Raw genomic sequence first — 17,572 nt, forward strand, 5'->3', positions numbered from 1 at the left:
CGAATCGAGATCCCTGCGGCGGTCAGGACTGCGGCGCTGCGGCGGAGTCCGAAATCTCGGACTCGGCGGCGGCCCGCCGCGGCCACGCGACGTCGAGGATGCAATACCCGAGCACGGCGAACCTCCACCACACGGACTCGATGTCCGCCCCGTCGGCCAGCTTCACCGCGAGAAGAACCGCAACGCCGACGAATGCGGTGCCCATGAGTGCGAGATAGCCCACTGACCGTCGGCGCCGCCGTTCCTGCCATCGCTTCAGCGGAGCGGCCCACGCAGGAAACTCGACGGGACGTTCCCATTCCTCACGCGCCATTCCCTTCATGGCCTGCCACATCGTGCTCGGATGGATCGTCTCAGCTCCCTCGACGTCCAGCAGACGAGTGCGTCCCGATGCCACGTCGGAAAGGAGTGGCGGCAGGCCGACTGCTCTGACCACCCGATCGAATGTGTTCTCGTCGCTCACGTCGTGTCGGAACAGAATCCGGAGTTCCTCGGCGCGCTGGGGATCGAGAGCGAAGTTCTCGATCCACGGCTCAGGCTCGGGCACCGGAAGGAGCATCTCGAGGTAGTCACGAACGGCCAGACCCTCCGCGTCCGTCTCCCATGGCTTCGCCGGATCGACGACAGTCCAGACCTCGTCCCACCAGTGAACGACGACGGGCTCGCGCTTCGAGTAGAAACCGACCCCTCGTCGTCCGGCGGATCGTGCCAGGAAGAGACCACCCTTCGCTGCCCACGTTCCTCCGTCGAAGACCGACTCCGGCGACCCGGTGGGTTCTGCTACGTAGCCGGAACCGGCAGGGCACACCACGAAAGCCTCTCCCGCTTGTCGCGCGAGGACGCTCACGATATCGGTGTCGCCCGGCGTGTACCAGGTGAATGCACTCACCGAGAAGGCCTCAGCACAGGCCGCGTTTTCGAGCTCCGCGCCACCGTCGTCCTGCGGATCCCCGGCATCCCCTGCGACTGCGGATGGATCGGTACCGCGCGTTCCGTCGAACCCTTCGAATGGCGACTCCACCAGGCACCCCAGTTCGATGCTCAACTCTTCGACGAGGCCTGCACGGTCGAGGGGTTCCAGACCATGCCGCCCTGGGGCGTGGGTCACCCAACGCAGGGGGGATCCGTCTTCGTCCCCCAGAATTCTCACGATGAATGAGCGGAACCCGTACCGTTCCTGATCCTCCATGAAAATCGCCGGCACCTTGCGGCGCGATAGCGACGCGTGCAGGCGCCCGCTGAACTCGGCATCCGTTCCCAGAATCATGAGAACGACGTCATCGACCGGCTGCACCGCCGTGTCCTGGTTGTCTGTGGGCACCGGCCAATACTGGCATCAGCGGAGTGACCACGAGCCGCTTTCCGCCGGATCGCCGACCCCCCAGTTACGGCGTCAGAGCCCGTCCCGCAGACCGCCAGATCCGACCCGCCGGAGCGGAGTCAACGGAGGTCGCCCTAGAACTGCCACGGGTACGGCGACCAGTCAGGCTCGCGCTTCTCGAGGAACGAGTCACGCCCTTCGACCGCTTCGTCCGTGCCGTAGGCCAGGCGCGTGGCCTCCCCGGCGAAGACCTGCTGGCCCATTAACCCGTCATCGACGGCGTTGAACGCATACTTGAGCATCCGGATCGCCGTCGGCGATTTCGTGAGGATGGTCCGCGCCCAGTCGATCGCGGTGGACTCGAGCTCCTCGTGCGGGACGACGGCGTTGACCGCACCCATCTCATAGGCGCGCTGAGCGGAGTACTCCTCGGCGAGGAAGAAGACCTCCCTGGCGAACTTCTGCCCGATCTGCCTGGCGAAGTACGCACTGCCGTAACCGGCGTCGAAGGACCCGACGTCGGCATCCGTCTGCTTGAACCTGCCGTGCTCACGACTGGCGATGGTGAGATCGCAGACGACGTGCAGTGAGTGCCCGCCTCCTGCGGCCCAGCCAGGGACGACGGCGATGACGACCTTCGGCATGAACCGGATGAGGCGCTGCACCTCGAGGATGTGCAGCCGGCCGCTGCGGGCCGTGTCGACGCCGGATGCCTCGGCGCTCTCGGAGTATTTGTAGCCGTCGCGGCCCCGGATGCGCTGGTCGCCACCCGAGCAGAACGCCCAGCCACCGTCCTTGGCGCTCGGCCCGTTGCCTGTAAGAAGCACGACTCCGATGCGGGGGTTGGTGCGGGCGTCCTCGAGGGCACGATACAACTCGTCGACCGTGTGCGGCCTGAAGGCGTTGCGCACCTCAGGGCGGTTGAACGCGACCCGGGCGATCCGGCCCGATACGTCGTGGTGGTAGGTGATGTCGGTCAGGGCGCCGAATCCGGCAACCTCGACCCACGCGCTCTCGTCGAAAATCTCAGACACGGTCATGATTTCAGCCTAGTGAGCCGCACTCGGTTCACCCGCGCGCAGCTCAACAGGAGATTCTGTGCTCGACGCACACTCAACAGGACACATCCGCAGTTTTTGCCCGACGGCTCCTGTCGGGCGTGTGTTCACCGTCCGGCACGGCAGAATGAGAGCATGCCTGACACATCGTCGTTCGGCCGGCCGCTGCCGGATCTTGGTGACCTCCTCGCTTCGGCGCGGGTGGTGGCGCTTCCCCTGGCGGCCAGGTTCCGGGGCATCGAGGTCCGTGAGGCGCTGCTCCTCGAAGGCGAGAACGGCTGGGCTGAGTTCTCACCGTTCGTCGAGTATGACGACGCCGAGAGTGCGACCTGGCTGCGAGCCGCTGTCGAGTTCGCGTGGGGCGACCTTCCCACCCCGGTGCGGCGGAGCATCCCGGTCAACGCGACGGTCCCGGCTGTCCATGTCGACAGGGTCGCAGGCATCCTTAAGCGCTTCGACGGATGCCGCACCGCGAAGGTCAAGGTTGCTGAGCGCGGGCAGACCCTCGTCGAAGACGTCGCACGGGTGCGCACCGTCCGCGACCTGATGGGCCCTGAGGGCCGCATCCGTGTCGACGCCAACGGCGGATGGAACGTCGACGAAGCCGAGCACGCCATCCATGCCCTGGCCGAGTTCGACCTCGAATACGTCGAGCAGCCGTGCGACACCGTGCCAGAGCTCGTCGAAATCCGCCGCCGCACGAAGTACATGGGTGTGCCGATCGCCGCTGACGAGAGCGTGCGTAAGGCTGCTGACCCGATCGCTGTCGCCCAGGCCGGCGCCGCCGACATTCTCGTGCTGAAGGCACAGCCGCTTGGCGGCATCCGCCGGTCGCTCGAGATCATCGACCAGGCCGGGCTGCCTGTCGTCGTATCGAGCGCGCTGGACACCTCCGTCGGCTTGTCGATGGGCGCGTGGCTCGCCGCCGCCGTGCCCGAGCTCGAATACGACTGCGGACTCGGGACCGCTTCACTGCTGTCCGCTGACGTGACGGATGATCCGCTGCAGGCCGTTCACGGATCGATCGACGTGCGCCGGGTCATCCCGTCGCCACGACTGCTCGACGGCTATGCAGCCTCAGAGGAACGACGCGAATGGTGGCTTGCCCGGCTGCGTCGCTGCCACGCGCTGCTCTGAGCTCGCGAGTTGCCCGGAATGACCGGGTGTGGGGCGCGCGACACCCCTGAAAGCGGGCAACTCGCGGTCGGGCCTACAGGCCCGAGTACGCGTGCAGACCCTTGAAGAACAGGTTGACGACTGAGAAGTTGAACATCACGGCGGCGAAGCCGATGATCGACAGCCAGGCCGACCGTGATCCGCGCCAGCCACGGGTGGCACGGGCGTGGATGTACCCGGCGTAGATCACCCAGATGATGAATGTCCAGACCTCTTTGGTGTCCCAGCCCCAGTACCGGCCCCAGGCGCGTTCCGCCCAGATCGCGCCGGCCATGAGGGTGAACGTCCACAGGATGAACGCAACGATGTTGGTGCGGTAGGCGAGGTTCTCGAGCCGCTCGGCCGACGGCAGTGTCGCCAGGAACTTGAGCTTCAGGTTCTTCAGGTCGGTTCCGGCCACCTGACGACGGTGCTGGACGAGCTGAAGCACCGAAAGCGCGAAGCCGAGCGCGAAGAACGCCGTCGCGGTCGACGCGACGAAGACGTGGATGATGAGCCACGCCGACTGCAGTGCCGGCGGCAGCGGGACGACCTCTACGTAGAAGTTCACGGCGGCGATGCCCAGGAGCACAAGGACGAGCCCGGTGATGAAGGTGCCGAGGAACCGCAGGTCCACCCGCACGAGAACGGCGAGGTAGACGGCGATGATGAGCAGTGTTCCTGTCATCGCGAACTCGTACATGTTGGCCCACGGCACACGTTCGGCCGCAACGCCCCTGGTGACCGTCGCGGTCAGCTGCAGCAGGAAACCGATAACGGTGAGCGCAACGGCGACCCGGAGGACGGGCGAGCGTTTCGCGGTCACATCGGGTGCATCGACATCAGCCCTGGCGAGCGTCGCGACACGCGAGCCGGACCCGGAGGTCGCAGTTGCGGTCGATGCGGATTCGACGGATTCCGTCGCCTGCGTCACCGCAGTGACGTCTGCCGACCGTTTGGCCAGGTCGAGCGCAAACGCGATGAAGGCGAGTGCGTACATCGCCATGGCCGACCAGAGGGACAGCACTGAGAGTTCGTTCAAGTCCACGGTCTAAGAGTACCTTCCGGTTTCGCGGGGAGATTCAGTCGAGGATGCACGGCGCCGCCGGATGAGGGCGGCGATCCCCCGCCAGCCGACGAGCAGCACGGCGAGGGCGATCGTCGCGACGACGATGAAGGGCACGGCGGTGCCCTGGCCCGATATCGCACGCAGGGCCATCCCACCGATGACCGTGACCAGCCAGATTCCGATCCCCGGGTGCACGACTCCGAACGGTCGTTTCCAGGCGACGGTGACCAGCCAGCCGAGAAGCAGAGCCACGACGAACGGCCACCAGGTGGTCAGCAGACCGGCGATGCTCGCGTCCGCGTTGTGACTTCCCCTGCCGGTGAGCACGAAGACCAGTGTCGCGACGAGGTCGATGCCGAGCGCCAGCGCAACCCGGCGGACCCTCGTCGTCATCGCTCGAGGCCGAGCGCGGTGCCGTGCCGGTAAGCGATGACCTCGACGGCATCCGCGAGACCGGGGTCCTCGCCGCGTGCGAGGCCGGCGTATTCGACACGGACGGTGCCGTCGGCGTGATCTGTGGCCTTGATCCAGACCCGTCTGCGGGGAACGAAGAGGGAGGTCAGAAGGCCGCCGAGGATCAGGATCGCGAAGAGCAGCACCCAGCCCTGAGTCGGGTCGTGGTGGACGTCGAACGAGGCGAACCGCGGAACCGACCCGGTGAAGTCAGCGGTGGTGACGTCGTCGTCGGTCGGCTCAGCGGCATCCGGATTCGCGTTCTCGAAGGTGATCGTGCCCTGCCCGTCCGGCAGCTCCTGGCTCTGTCCAGGCATGAGCTCGATCGAGTCGACACCGGTCTCGCCGCCGGTGAGCTGGGTCATGTCGTCGAGGTCGAGCGAATACACGGACTTCGGAACACCGGCGTCGATGCCGAGGTCACCCGAATACACGTTGAGGGTGAGCACAGGAAAGACGAGGTCGGGGTAGGTCGACGTATACGCGCCGGTCTCCATCTCGAAGGCCGTCGGGTAGAGGAACCCGATCATGCCGAGCTGCTTCTCCAGCCCGTCAGGGACCTTGATCACGCCGAGGGACGTGAGGTTCCCGTCCTGGGGAAGGAACGGGACCGAATCCGTGAAGACGACAGCACCTTCGGGGTCTCGCACGGTGATCGTCGGCGCGTAGCCGTTGCCGAGCAGGTAGACGTCCGTGCCCTCGAAACGGAGCGGGTCGTTGACCTTGATCGACCGTTCCTCCTCCTCGCCGCCGGGGAGGCGGGTGGTGACGTTCGCGGTGAAGTCGGTCGGCTGGCCGTATGCGTCGAGGTTCTCCTGCTCGTAGGTCACGTCGAAGGAGTCGAGCGAAAGCGAGTACGGCGCGAGCGAGTCGGGGTTGTAGAAGCGACCAGGGTTGAAGGAGTTGTAATCGAGCAGGGTGTTCACGAAGGTCTGCCCCTCGACGACGACGCGCTGACCGGCGTAACCGAGACCGCCGCCGACGGCCACGGTGACGAGGATGCCGACGAGCGCGGAGTGGAAGACGAGGTTGCCGGTCTCCCGGAGGTATCCACGCTCAGCGGAGACGGACACGTCGCCGTTGCGACCCTGGTAGAGCTCGGTGCGGTAGCCCGACTTCTTGAGCAGCGCGTGCGCCGACTCGATGGCCGTGCCGGCGTCGCCGCCTTCGAGGGTGACGTCCCTGTGCACGGCGAGTCGTTCGAGGCGCGCAGGCGTGCGCGGCGGGCGGGCACGCATGGCCTGGAAGTGATGCTTCGTCCGGGGGATCACACAGCCGATGAGCGACACGAACAGCAGCAGGTAGATGCTCGAGAACCAGACCGAGCCGTACACGTCGAACATCTGGATGCTGTCGAGCACCGGCGCGAGCGTGGGGTTGTCGGTGAAGTACTGGATCACGCCGTTGGGGTCGGAGCTGCGCTGAGGCACGAGCGAACCGGGAACGGCGGCGATCGCGAGCAACAACAGGAGGAGCAGGGCGGTGCGCATGCTCGTGAGCTGTCGCCAGATGAACCGGAGGGTGCCGACGAAGCCCAGTTTCGGCTGGACGATGTCGTCCTGAGGGGTGTCCTGCCGCTGCGGCGCGCCCGCATCGACGTAATCAGATGGTCGTGACATAACCCTGAATCAACACTCCGACTCTAGACATGAAAACTCCCCAGACCCCGGACACCATGGCCAGACCGACGAGGACGAGCAGGACGCCGCCTCCGACGTTGATCGCACGGATATGCCGTTTCAGGAATGCAACGGATCCGGTGACCCAGTTGAGGCCGGCCGCGACGAGGAGGAAGGGGATGCCGAGACCCAGGCAGTAGAACAGGCCGAGGAGCGCGCCACGACCGGTCGATCCGGCGTTGAGGCTGAGCGCCTGGATGGCGATGAGGGTCGGGCCGAGGCATGGAGCCCAGCCGACCGCGAAGACGATGCCGAGAAGCGGGGCGCCTGCGAGTCCCGTCGCCGGCCGGAAGGACGACTTCACGGTGCGTTGCAGGAACGAGAACTGGCCGATGAAGACCAGCCCCATGACGATGACAACGACCCCGAGTACCCGGGTGATGACATCCTGCCACTGGATGACGAACGCGCCGATGGTGCCCGCGAAGGCGCCGATGAGCACGAACACGAGGCTGAAACCGAGCACGAACAGCAGGGCGCCGAGCATCACACGCGAACGTGCAGGCGCCTCTTTCGACCGGGAGCCGTTCGACATTCCGCTGACGTAGCCGAGGTAACCCGGTACGAGCGGGAGGACGCACGGCGACGCGAACGACACCAGCCCTGCCAGCAGCGCGATGGGGATGGCAGCGAACAGCTGGCCGTTGAAGACGATCTCACCCGGGTTCATGGCGGGTCCTACTCCGCGATCGCGTCGCGGACGAGGGTGCCGAGGATAGAGGCATCCTTGAGCTGGCCGAGGATGCGCGCGGCGACCCGGCCTTCCTTGTCGAGCACGAGGGTGGTCGGGACGGCCTTCGGCGGAACGGTTCCGGTGAACGCCAGTTTCACGGCACCGTCCTCGACGTCCATGATCGATGGATAGGTGATGCCGTAGGTGTCATTGAACGCGAGTGCCGTGTCGGCCTGGTCGTAGACGTTGACGCCGATGAACCGTGCGCCTTCCCCGTCGTACTCGGCGCTGAGCTCCTGCAGCTGAGGCGCCTCTGCGCGGCATGGCGCGCACGCGGCGTACCAGAAGTTGACGACGAGGACGTCTCCGTCGAAGTCCGCTGAGGAGATCTCCTCGCCAGACTCCGTCGTACCGGCGAAGCTGATCGGCTCGCCCCGGTCTGCCTCCGCAATCTCGGTCACCGTTCCGTCGCCGGCGATGTAGCCCTTGTTGCTTCCCTCTTTGTACTGGTCGGCGAGCGGGTCGCTCGAGCAGCCAGCGAGGAGAAGCGAGGCGGCGATCACTGTCGCGGCCACGCGCATCCGTCGACTCATACCGCCCCCACGTCGGTGGCGTCTGCAGCGAGGGCCGCGGCCGGGTCGGTGTAGCCGACCTCGACGAAGACGCCGTCGCGGTGCTCGAAGGTCGTGATGCTGGACAGCGCGCAGCGGCGCTGGCGCGGGTCATGCGGCAGACGGCCGTCGCCGAGCGCCGAGTGCACCATCCAGATCGGCAGCTGGTGGCTGATCAGGACGACGTCGCCTGACGGGGTCGATTCCCACGCGTCGCGGACGGCGTCGAGCATCCTGCCGACGATCGAGACGTACGGCTCGCCCCAGCTCGGCTTGTTCGGGTTGCGCAACGCGACCCAGTTGGCCGGGTTGCGCAGCGCGAGGCGCATGATGGTGCCTTCGAAGTGGTTCGTGGGCTCGATGATCCGATCATCGGTGATGACGTCGAGGCCGAAGCGTTCCGCAACAGGAGCGGCCGACTCCTGGGCCCGCTGCAGCGGGGATGCCACCAGGCGCGTGATCTCGCGGTCGCGGCCGGCGAGGTCATCGGCGGCGGCAGCGGCCATCCTCTCGCCGAGCTCTGAAAGTCGGTAGCCGGGGAGGCGTCCGTACAGGACACGCAATGGGTTATGCACCTCTCCATGACGGACGAGATGGATCTGGCTGGCTACCACCTGTCCAGTCTACGGAGGTGGATGCTGGGAATCCGCCAGAGAGAAAGCCTCGCGTAAGCTTGGCTACCGTGAACTCACGAGTATTGATCAAGAACCTGGCCGCGCTTCCCGAGGGTCCCGTGACCGTCTCCGGCTGGGTGGAGACCGTCCGCGACCAGAAGAAGGTCCAGTTCATCGTGCTGCGCGATGAGTCAGGCGCGGTTCAGCTGGTGAACCCGGCGGTTCGTGAGCTGAACCCCGAGGACGAGGCATCCGCGACGAAGCTCGCGATCACGGAGGCCATCTCAGCGCTCGCGCACGGCTCCTTCGTCACCGTGACCGGCACCCTCAAGATCGATGAGCGTGTGAAACTCGGCGGCCTCGAGATCAAGCTCGAATCACTCGACGTCGTCGGCGAAGCGCTCCCCGAGACCCCGATCGCCGCGGATTCCAGCCTCGACAAGCGCCTCGACTGGCGCTTCCTCGACCTGCGCAACCCGAAGCAGAACCTCATCTTCCGCATCCAGACGACGTTCGAGCACGCGCTCAGGACCTACTGGATCGACAACGACTTCATCGAGCTCCACACCCCGAAGCTCATGGCATCCGCGAGCGAATCGCGCGCGGAGCTCTTCGAGATCGAATACTTCGACACGAAGGCGTACCTGGCCCAGAGCCCGCAGTTCTTCAAGCAGATGGCCCAGCCTGCCGGCTTCGGCAAGGTGTTCGAGGTCGGCCCCGCGTTCCGCGCAGACCCGTCGTTCACCTCACGTCACGCCACCGAGTTCACCTCGATCGACTCCGAGATCAGCTGGATCGACTCGCACGACGACGTCATGCAGCTGCACGAAGACCTCATCGTCGCCGGCTTCAGCGCCGTGAAGGAGAAGCACGGCGACGAGATCAAGGCTCTGTTCGACCTCGACGTGACCGTGCCGACGACCCCGTTCCCGCGCATCCCCCTCGCCGAGGCGAAGCGCATCGTCGCCGAGCGCGGCTACGAGGTCCCGCGCGCAGACGACGACATGGACCCCGAGGGCGAACGCCAGATCTCGGCCTACGTCGCCGAGACGTTCGGACACGAGTTCGTGTTCCTCACCGACTACGCGTCGAGCATCCGGCCGTTCTATCACATGCGCAACGACGACGACCCGACCGTCACCAACAGCTACGACCTCATCTTCAACGGTGTCGAGATCTCCACGGGCGCACAGCGCGAGCACCGCGTCGACGTTCTCATCGAGCAGGCGAAGGAGAAGGGGCTCGACCCTGAGGAGCTCGACTTCTACCTCGACTTCTTCCGGTACGGCGTCCCGCCGCACGGCGGATTCGGCATGGGCCTGGCCCGTGTTCTCATGCTCATGCTGCACGAGACGTCGATCCGCGAGGTCACCTACCTCTTCCGCGGCCCGACCCGCCTGCTCCCGTAAACGCAATTTCGCGCCAAGCTCTCATCCCCTCCCGCGCGCGTGCATTAGCTTGACCCCGAAGCCGTAAGAGGGCGTCAGCGTGGCGCCGCATCGGCGGAGGGTGGCTTCGGTCATGGATTTCTTGAGAAACATCTGGGACCTGCTGTGGGTCTTCTTCTGGGCGTTCGCATTCATCGCGTACCTGTTCGCGCTGTTCTCGATCATCGGGGACATCTTCCGCGACAGGAACCTCAACGGCTGGCTCAAGGCCGTGTGGCTCATCTTTCTGGTGTTCCTGCCGTTCCTCACGGCGCTCGTCTACCTGATCGCACGCGGCAACGGCATGGCAGAGCGCTCGGTGTCGAGGCTCCAGGAGTCGCAGGCGGCAACGGAGTCCTACATCCGTGAGACCGCAGGCGGATCGTCGCCGAGCGAGGAGATCGCGACCGCCAAGGCGCTGCTCGACTCCGGCGCGATCACGGCCGACGAGTACACCGCGCTCAAGACGAAGGCACTCGCGCGCTCCTAGCGGGACGTTCGAGCACCGAAGGCATCAGTTGCGGTCGAGGGCTCCCGGTCCGCCGGGTGTTCTCGACCGGAAGTGATGCCCTCGCGGGAACGGAGGCGTCAGACCTCGACGTCGACAGCGACGCGGTCCGAACGGACCTCGCCGATGTACTTGCCGACCCGCTGGTGCTCCGGGTGCACAGAGTAGCGCTCGAGAGCATCAGCGTCGTCGAAGTCGGCGATGAGCACGACGTCCCAGTTGACCTCGGGGAACAACGCGTTCTCACCGACCTGCAACGCGCGGATCTCGGGGATCAGCGCGGGCAGCTCGTTCATCAGGCGCGCGATCTCGGCCGCATGTTCGGATTTCGTCTCGGCATCCGTCGCGGTGAGCTTCCAGCAGACGATGTGACGGATCATGTGAGCTCCAGGAGTGCGGTGGCCAGGCGGACCGGGTCGATCCGCCAGTAGTTGTGGACGCGCCCGTTGATCAGCAGGACGGGAATCTCTTCCGCGTACCTGTCGTTCAGGGCGGCGTCGTCGAGGATCGACACTTCGTCGAGGGTCAGCTGCGGGGCGTCGGCGCGCGAGGCCAGGTCTCCGATCACCCGGGTGACGACGACGCGGGCGTCATCGCAGAGGTGACAGCCTGGTTTGCCGATGAGGGTGAGGGATGCCGTTGCCACGTTCCCAGCCTAATCGCCTAGGCGAAGTGCTCGACGAGGGAGTCGGCGACGCGATGCCAGTGGCCGACCATCATGCGGCGCTCTTCACGATCCGCGAGCTCTGAATGGTGGATGCCGACCGTCGTGCCTGCGCCGGCTTTGGTGAGGGTGATCTCAAGCATGGTTTCGTGGGGCCAGTCTTCGGGCTTCCAGGTCAGCTTGATGAACTTCTGTTCGACATAGCCACGGATGGTGCCGCGCACACCGTCACTCGTGCTGTACCGAACTCCCTTTTTCGTCGGCAGCTCGGTGATCTCGCCGAGCCACATCGGCAGGCCCTTACCGGTGATGTACGCCCAGACGTCTGGGACGGGCGCAGCGACGGTCTTGCGAACTCCGACGTCCCATCCGGCATCCGTGTGACCGGTGGTTTTCTTCGATTCGCTCATGTAACCGAGCTTAATGGTTACAATTCCCGGACAAGACCGATGGCACTGGAGGCGTCATGACCCTGTCACACATCAACCCCGAGACTATGCACCACAACCCGTACTTCTCGCAGGCCACAATCGTCGATGGCGGACGCATCATGTTCATCGGGGAGCAGAACGGGGTGGATGCCGATGGCGCGATCGTCCCAGGTGGCGCCGGTGCGCAAGCGGCCCAGGCTGTCGAGCAGCTGAAGCTCGTGCTCGCAGACGTCGGCGTCGACACCTCGGCGGTCGCCAAACTGACCGTCTACTTCGCCAGGGACGTGACGCTGGACGAGGTGTTCGGTCCCGCGATCCAGAGCTGGGGAACCCAGCCGACGGCGATCACCGTGCTGCAGGTGTACGCGCTCGGTCGCGAGGGCGCGCTGGTGGGCGTCGAAGCCGTCGTGAACCTTCCCGGCCTCGGACAGGACCACGAGTTGCCGAGTTCCGTGGTGCGGTAGCCTCGAACTCACCGACCCCAGAGGACACCGTGCGATCGATCCACACCAGGCTGGTCATGCTCCTGACCGTGTCCTTCGTCGTGCTCGCGGTCGCCCAGGCGGAGCCATCCGCGATGCTCGTTGCCGGCGTCGCCGTCCTGGCGGCATCCGCTCTTCTCGGAGCCCGGTACCTCGCGGTGATCATCACCGCGCTGAGGCTCATGGTCGGGTCGCGGTCGCGCCAGCACCGCGAGGTCCTCACGCGCATCCCCGCTCCGACTCACCCCAACACGGCGGGGCGCCCCCGGCCACGCGCCCCTTCGCTGTCAGAGGCGGTCGCGTAGCCCATCGGTAAGAGCAGGCTCGCGACCAGACGCGACCCTTCCCCTCTGACCGTTAGGACCACATCCGTGGACATCTATTCGTTCGCGCCCGTCGCGATCGTGCTCGACTTCGCCTATTCCCTCGTCACCGCCATCGCCACCCTGTTCACGCCGTTCGCCGGAACCCTGAGCACGGCGCTCGCCATCATCGCCATCACAGTGCTCGTGCGCACCGCACTGATTCCCGTCGGGCGCTCGCAGGTGCGCGCCGAGTTCACCCGCCGGCGTCTGGCACCGAAACTGCAGGAACTGCAGCGCCGATACAAGAAGAAGCCCGAGCTTCTCCAGCAGAAGACGATGGAGCTCTATTCGGCCGAGAAGGCGTCGCCGCTCGCCGGGTGCTTCCCCACCCTGCTGCAGGCCCCCGTGATCTCCACCGTCTATGGCCTGTTCATCCTGCAGGGCATCAACGGGCATCCGAACGGGCTGCTCACCGAAGAGGTCTTCGGCGTCCCTCTCGGCCTCCCCCTGGTGGGATTTCTCGGCGGTGGTGCGTGGCCAGGGATGCTCGTCTACCTGACCCTCCTCGCGGTCATCGCCGCCGTGGCCTGGCTGTCCAGGCTGGCCGCGGTGAGGAACGCACCGGTCTCGCCTGACTCGGTGCCGCCAGGCATGCAGAATCTCACCGGGATCCTCAGTTGGATGCCGTTCCTCACGGTGATCTTCGCGGCGATCGTTCCGCTGGCGGCGACGATCTACCTCGCGGTGACCACCTCGTGGACGCTGGTGGAGCGGGCGATACTGCGGCGGCGCTTCGAGGCGAAGGAGGCGGCACCGCCATCGGCCCCGCAGATCGAATAGCGAGCGCCCGCGAGTGCGACGGGACCGGGGGCACCGTTCTCACCGTCGGAGATTTCGGCTGAATCGCGCGAAAACGGCCCGTATGCAAGGCATCCGCCACGGATCTCCGACGTTGCGAACACCGGTCCCGGTACGCGCAGTCGCCGGTCACTGAGCTCGTCGAAGCGCGACCGACGGGTGGCTCTAGCCGACCAACGCGGCCGCGGCCGTCACCACTCCGAACTCGTCGATCGAGACCGGGACGCCGCCGAAGACCAGGCCGTCCACGGCGACGGAGCTGCTGAGCGCACCGGGCGACGCTGCGAGAGCGCCGTCCGTCGGCTCGACCCCGAGGCTCGCACCGAGAACGGCGACCGCTGCAGCAGCCGACCACGCTTGCGGACGGCAGGCCGCCGGGTACGGAACCGGGCGGGAGAACGTGCCGGCGGCGTCCCCCGAGTGGAGCTCGGGCATCCGGTAATCGAATGCGGATGCCGCCGCCAGGAGACCCCGGATCAGCTCACCCGCCTCGCGGGAGTGCCCCTCACGGACGAGCCCGGCGATGGCGATGGCGGTGTCGTGGGTCCAGACGCTGCCACCGTGATAGCTCAACGGCCAGTAGCCCGCAGAGTCGGTCGACATGGTGCGGAGGCCGAAACCCGAGTTCAGGTCCGGCGCGACCAGCCGCGCGGCCACGTCCGCCGCCTGAGACGCATCCAGCAGGCCGGTACCGAGCAGGTGCCCGATATTGCTCGTCACGGTGTCGACCGCGCGCTTGTGTACGTCGAGCGCGATCGCCGGGTAGCGACCGGTCTCGTCCTCGATCCAGAACTTCTCGTGGAACGTCGACCGGAGCGCCTCCGCCCATTCGCGTCGCGCGGCCGGGTCACCGACGCCGAAGTGCTCGAGCAGGTCGGCGCCGTGCCGAGCGGCTTCATAGGCGTACGCCTGGACTTCGCACAGCGCGATCGGCCCGTCGGCGAGCGAACCATCGCGCCACTGCACCGAGTCGCCTGAATCCTTCCAGCCCTGGTTCGCGAGCCCGTGCCCGGTCTCGTCGACGTACTCGAGGAGCCCGTCGCCGTCGGCGTCACCGAAGTCGCGCATCCAGTCGAGCGCACGCTCGAGGTTCGGCAGCAGGGCGCGCACCTCGTCATCCGGCATCCCCCAGCGCCACGCGTCGTGCAGCAGGCACACCCACAGCGGCGTCGCGTCCACCGTGCCGTAGTACAGCGGAGGGAGTGTCACTCCGTCGCCGAGATTCAGAGCCTCACGCCGCAGTTCGTGCATGATCTTGCCCGGTTGTTCCGCAGTGGCGGGCACCGACTGCCTCCCCTGCAGTCCGGCCAGCACGCGAAGAGTGTCAGCGGCGATCCCGGTACCGAGCGGCAGAAGGAAGCGGGCCGCCCAGATCGAGTCCCGGCCGAACAGAGTGAAGAACCACGGTGCTCCTGCGGCGAGGAACTGCGCGCCTGGCTCTGCGGTTGTCGTCAGGCGAAGCGCGTCGAGGTCGTCGAGCGCCTGCGCCACCCACCGTGTGAGACGGTCGTCCCCCGCGCGTACCTCTGGCACGCTCCACGGTGCATCCTCCGACACACCGGCGACGACGGATGCCGTGTCAGCGGCCTCGAGGGACCAGCCGACGGTCGCGCTGCCCTTCGCCGGGACGGTCACGTCCCAGGTCAGATCGAGGGTGTCGCCGTTGCGGGCGAGCGATGCGCCCGGTGCGAACAGCGACACCGAGACGGAGCCCGAGCCCCAGAACGCCCACGACCCGTCGAAGTCGATCAGGACAGGCTCCGAACTCTCTCCCATCTTGACGGCTTCCATCGTGGCCAGGTCTGCGCGGAGCGACACCGTCACGGTCGTCGTGACATCCGTCGCCAGGGTCGACTCGAGGACGAAGATGTCCCCGGCCCCTGTGACAGACAGCGTCCGGTCCTGCGTGACCCGCACGCGCGGATCCGCTTCGGCATCGTCGAGATGCCGAAGCAGCGACACGAACCCGGCACAGGATGCCCCGCGCGGGACGGTGGCGATGTGCTCGGCTTCCTGGCCGCCGAACCTCACCGACAACCCGGAGACGAGGCGGACATCGGCGAGGTAGATCCCGTGGATCGAGCGCCCTCCGATGCTGCCGTCAGGAGACGACCACGCCTGGAACGGCGCCCGGAGAATGACGGTTTCGTTGTGCAGCAGCGGTTGCAGCGATGGGTGCATGGGGACTCCTCTGAGTGAAGCGGAACGGTCGGCCGAGAGCGCCTGACTATTCCTTCACGGCGCCTTCACTCGTGTTCATGATCCGCTTCTGGAAGACGAAGAAGACGATGGCGACGGGGATGGTCATGATGGCCGCGGCGGCCAGCTTGATCGGGTACTGGGTGCCCTGGCTGAGTTGCCCGGACGCCAGCGAGGCCACGCCCTTGGTGAGCGTGACGAGCTCGGCGGACTGGCTCGCCACGATGAAGTGGTTGAGCTCGTTCCAGGATCCCTGGAACGACAGGATGATGATCGTGATGAGCGCCGGCCTGGCCATGGGGAGGACGACGGACCAGAACACCCGGAACGTGCCAGCACCGTCGATGCGCGCCTGCTCCTCGACGCTCGCCGGGATCGATTCGAAGAAGTTCTTCATGATGAAGACGCCTGCGGCATCGACGAGCAGCGGGATGATCATTCCCGCGTAGCTGTCGTATATGCCGATCTGGTTGATGACGAGGAACCTCGGGATGAGCAGCACGACGCCGGGGACGCTCATCACCGCGACGAGGCCGGCGAACACGAGGGCGCGCCCCCTGAACTGCAGGCGGGCGAGCGCGTAGCCGGCCAGCGAGCAGAAGAAGACCCGGCCGAACGTGACACAGAGCGTCACGATGATCGAGTTCATCGACCAGAGCGGGAAGTCCGAGTTGAGGAACAACCGCTCGTATGCGGCCGTCGTCCAGGTCGCGGGGAGGAGGGACAGGGGGTCGGATGCCGCCTCGGCATCCGTCTTGAACGACGTCGCCACCTGCACGATGAACGGGAAGATGTAGACGATCGCGATCACGACGAGCAGCGCGTAGGCGAAGGACGTGCCGGCGAGGATCTTCGTCGACGGCCTCGCGCGCCGCTTCATCGGTGGCAGCGCGACGGGGGCTGTCGGCTTCGGTGCCGCGACGGTCATCGGTTTCTCCCGGTCTTCGTGAGGACGGATGCCTGTGACGGCGTGCCGTCGGATGCCGCAGGCGGCAGCGCGTACAGACGAGCGCGACGCCTGGACACTCCCCGGTCGGCGAGGACCCAGCGCTGGATCAGGGTGAAGAAGACGATGATGGCGAAGAGGATGAACGCGATCGCCGCACCCTGGCCCCACTGCTGGTTGTTGAACGCCGTCTGGTACGACAGGAAGGCGGGGGTCAGCGTGGTCTTGGATGGTGCACCCTTGGTGCCGGTGTAGATCTGGTCGAAGACCTGCCAGCATCCGATCAGCCCGAGAGTCAGGACGGTGAACAGGGTCGGGCGCAGTTGAGGCAGAGTGACCTGCCAGAAACGCTGCCAGCCGCTGGCCCCGTCCATCATCGCTGCTTCGGTGACGTCGCCGCCGAGGTTCTGCAGGGCGGCGATGAAGAGGAGCATGAACGTTCCACTCGTCGTGAAGATGGCCATGAGGATGAACGCAGACATCGCCACACTCGGACCACCCAGCCAGTCCCACCAGGTCACACCGAGAGTCGAGTTCTCGGTGAGGAACGCCGGTCCGGTCGTCACGCCGAAGTGGAGGATGCCCGATGGGTCGTTGAACCAGGTCGGGCCGTTGATGCCGACGAAGGACAGAAGCTTGTTGACAGCGCCTGTGGCGCTGAAGAGGAAGAGCCAGAGAACCGTGATCGCGACCGAGCTCGTCACGGAGGGAAAGTAGAAGGCCGTCCGGAAGAAGCCACGGCCCTTGAGGATCTGGCGGTTGAGCAGCACGGCGAGAAACAGGGCCAGGCCGGTCTGCAGCGGCACGACGAACACGACGTACCAGGCATTGTTCTTCAGTGCGGTGCCGAAGTCCCGCTGGGCGAGGCCTCCGCCGGTCAGCAGCGCCTCGTAGTTCTCGGCACCGACGAAACTCACGTTGCCCGAGAACGGGCTGCCTCGACCGGTCCAGTCCGAGACGCTGACCCACAGCGCCATCAGGACAGGGACGACGAGGAAGAGGCCGAGGAGGAAGAGCATCGGGGCCGTGAACAGCCACCCCGATGCGGCCTCCCCACGCCGGATGCCGGAACGCCGGCTTCCGGTGCGGGGAGACCGACTCGCGGTCGTCGACATGACT

Annotated in this window: 20 protein-coding genes; 6 read left to right on the top strand and 14 right to left on the bottom strand. The window is 66.2% G+C overall.

The window, feature by feature from the left end; genetic code table 11:
- Positions 1-22 precede the first annotated feature (22 nt).
- Both AC1M2K_RS04075 and AC1M2K_RS04080 read right to left on the bottom strand, forming a co-directional pair.
- Positions 23-1,321, bottom strand: coding sequence for a hypothetical protein (locus AC1M2K_RS04075; RefSeq protein ID WP_480239938.1), 1,299 nt, complete (start codon positions 1,319-1,321; stop codon positions 23-25).
- 134 nt (positions 1,322-1,455) lie between these two features.
- A complete protein-coding gene (locus AC1M2K_RS04080) occupies positions 1,456-2,361 on the bottom strand; it encodes a 1,4-dihydroxy-2-naphthoyl-CoA synthase (protein ID WP_480239939.1) in 906 nt (301 codons plus the stop codon).
- Between the two features lie 153 nt (positions 2,362-2,514).
- Here AC1M2K_RS04080 and AC1M2K_RS04085 point away from each other — a divergent pair, with 153 nt between their 5' ends.
- Positions 2,515-3,516, top strand: a complete 1,002-nt coding sequence (locus tag AC1M2K_RS04085; protein WP_480239940.1) for an o-succinylbenzoate synthase — start codon at positions 2,515-2,517, stop codon at positions 3,514-3,516.
- Positions 3,517-3,589: 73 nt separating this feature from the next.
- On the opposite strand, the gene ccsB is transcribed toward AC1M2K_RS04085, so the two are convergent.
- From ccsB to AC1M2K_RS04115, 6 genes are read right to left on the bottom strand one after another with little or no spacing between them, the layout of a single operon-like run.
- Entirely contained in the window at positions 3,590-4,540 is a 951-nt protein-coding gene (gene ccsB / locus AC1M2K_RS04090) for a c-type cytochrome biogenesis protein CcsB (RefSeq protein WP_480240801.1), read from the bottom strand.
- A 45-nt stretch (positions 4,541-4,585) separates the two neighbouring features.
- Entirely contained in the window at positions 4,586-4,996 is a 411-nt protein-coding gene (locus AC1M2K_RS04095) for a DUF3054 domain-containing protein (RefSeq protein ID WP_480239941.1), read from the bottom strand.
- On the bottom strand, positions 4,993-6,675 hold the full coding sequence (resB, locus tag AC1M2K_RS04100) for a cytochrome c biogenesis protein ResB (protein ID WP_480238138.1): 1,683 nt from the start codon (positions 6,673-6,675) through the stop codon (positions 4,993-4,995). The genes AC1M2K_RS04095 and resB overlap by 4 nt, the downstream gene beginning before the upstream one ends.
- Positions 6,659-7,405: a cytochrome c biogenesis CcdA family protein gene (locus AC1M2K_RS04105; protein WP_480238139.1), complete on the bottom strand. Its 747-nt coding sequence runs from the start codon at positions 7,403-7,405 to the stop codon at positions 6,659-6,661. The genes resB and AC1M2K_RS04105 overlap by 17 nt, the downstream gene beginning before the upstream one ends.
- Before the next feature lie 8 nt (positions 7,406-7,413).
- Complete coding sequence (locus AC1M2K_RS04110; protein WP_480240802.1) at positions 7,414-7,989, bottom strand: TlpA family protein disulfide reductase; 576 nt, start codon at positions 7,987-7,989, stop codon at positions 7,414-7,416.
- Positions 7,990-7,997: 8 nt separating this feature from the next.
- The gene (locus AC1M2K_RS04115; RefSeq protein WP_480239942.1) at positions 7,998-8,633 is read right to left on the bottom strand and encodes a histidine phosphatase family protein; all 636 of its coding nucleotides are present in this window, start codon (positions 8,631-8,633) and stop codon (positions 7,998-8,000) included.
- A gap of 83 nt (positions 8,634-8,716) precedes the next feature.
- Between AC1M2K_RS04115 and aspS the strand changes: the two genes are divergently transcribed.
- Together aspS and AC1M2K_RS04125 are read left to right on the top strand one after the other, a co-directional pair.
- Positions 8,717-10,042 carry an aspartate--tRNA(Asn) ligase gene (aspS, locus tag AC1M2K_RS04120; RefSeq protein ID WP_480238454.1) on the top strand — a complete coding sequence of 442 codons (1,326 nt, stop codon included), beginning with the start codon at positions 8,717-8,719 and terminating at the stop codon, positions 10,040-10,042.
- Between the two features lie 112 nt (positions 10,043-10,154).
- The gene (locus AC1M2K_RS04125; protein ID WP_480239943.1) at positions 10,155-10,550 is read left to right on the top strand and encodes an SHOCT domain-containing protein; all 396 of its coding nucleotides are present in this window, start codon (positions 10,155-10,157) and stop codon (positions 10,548-10,550) included.
- A 98-nt stretch (positions 10,551-10,648) separates the two neighbouring features.
- Here the strand turns inward: AC1M2K_RS04125 and AC1M2K_RS04130 are convergent, their stop codons facing one another.
- From AC1M2K_RS04130 to AC1M2K_RS04140, 3 genes are read right to left on the bottom strand one after another with little or no spacing between them, the layout of a single operon-like run.
- Positions 10,649-10,948: a Dabb family protein gene (locus tag AC1M2K_RS04130; protein WP_480238142.1), complete on the bottom strand. Its 300-nt coding sequence runs from the start codon at positions 10,946-10,948 to the stop codon at positions 10,649-10,651.
- Positions 10,945-11,214 (bottom strand): glutaredoxin family protein, encoded by a 270-nt coding sequence (locus AC1M2K_RS04135; protein WP_480239944.1) that lies wholly within the window; start codon positions 11,212-11,214, stop codon positions 10,945-10,947. The genes AC1M2K_RS04130 and AC1M2K_RS04135 overlap by 4 nt, the downstream gene beginning before the upstream one ends.
- 17 nt (positions 11,215-11,231) lie before the next feature.
- Positions 11,232-11,642 carry an SRPBCC family protein gene (locus AC1M2K_RS04140; RefSeq protein ID WP_480238144.1) on the bottom strand — a complete coding sequence of 137 codons (411 nt, stop codon included), beginning with the start codon at positions 11,640-11,642 and terminating at the stop codon, positions 11,232-11,234.
- Between the two features lie 56 nt (positions 11,643-11,698).
- On the opposite strand from AC1M2K_RS04140, the gene AC1M2K_RS04145 reads away from it, so the two are divergent.
- The 3 genes from AC1M2K_RS04145 (at position 11,699) to AC1M2K_RS04155 (ending at position 13,290) form a co-directional block, all read left to right on the top strand.
- The gene (locus tag AC1M2K_RS04145; protein ID WP_480239945.1) at positions 11,699-12,127 is read left to right on the top strand and encodes a RidA family protein; all 429 of its coding nucleotides are present in this window, start codon (positions 11,699-11,701) and stop codon (positions 12,125-12,127) included.
- A 29-nt stretch (positions 12,128-12,156) separates the two neighbouring features.
- On the top strand, positions 12,157-12,450 hold the full coding sequence (locus AC1M2K_RS04150; protein ID WP_480238146.1) for a DUF6412 domain-containing protein: 294 nt from the start codon (positions 12,157-12,159) through the stop codon (positions 12,448-12,450).
- 66 nt (positions 12,451-12,516) lie between these two features.
- Positions 12,517-13,290 carry a YidC/Oxa1 family membrane protein insertase gene (locus AC1M2K_RS04155; RefSeq protein ID WP_480239946.1) on the top strand — a complete coding sequence of 258 codons (774 nt, stop codon included), beginning with the start codon at positions 12,517-12,519 and terminating at the stop codon, positions 13,288-13,290.
- Between the two features lie 183 nt (positions 13,291-13,473).
- Here AC1M2K_RS04155 and AC1M2K_RS04160 read toward each other — a convergent pair whose 3' ends face one another.
- Genes AC1M2K_RS04160 through AC1M2K_RS04170 form a run of 3 tightly spaced genes read right to left on the bottom strand, consistent with a single transcriptional unit; the run spans position 13,474 to position 17,568 of the window.
- Positions 13,474-15,489, bottom strand: a complete 2,016-nt coding sequence (locus AC1M2K_RS04160; RefSeq protein WP_480239947.1) for a glycogen debranching N-terminal domain-containing protein — start codon at positions 15,487-15,489, stop codon at positions 13,474-13,476.
- Between the two features lie 46 nt (positions 15,490-15,535).
- On the bottom strand, positions 15,536-16,435 hold the full coding sequence (locus AC1M2K_RS04165; RefSeq protein WP_480239948.1) for a carbohydrate ABC transporter permease: 900 nt from the start codon (positions 16,433-16,435) through the stop codon (positions 15,536-15,538).
- On the bottom strand, positions 16,432-17,568 hold the full coding sequence (locus AC1M2K_RS04170; protein ID WP_480239949.1) for a carbohydrate ABC transporter permease: 1,137 nt from the start codon (positions 17,566-17,568) through the stop codon (positions 16,432-16,434). The genes AC1M2K_RS04165 and AC1M2K_RS04170 overlap by 4 nt, the downstream gene beginning before the upstream one ends.
- Between the last annotated feature and the right edge of the window lie 4 nt (positions 17,569-17,572).

Source organism: Mycetocola sp. Y171, from assembly GCF_056713165.1.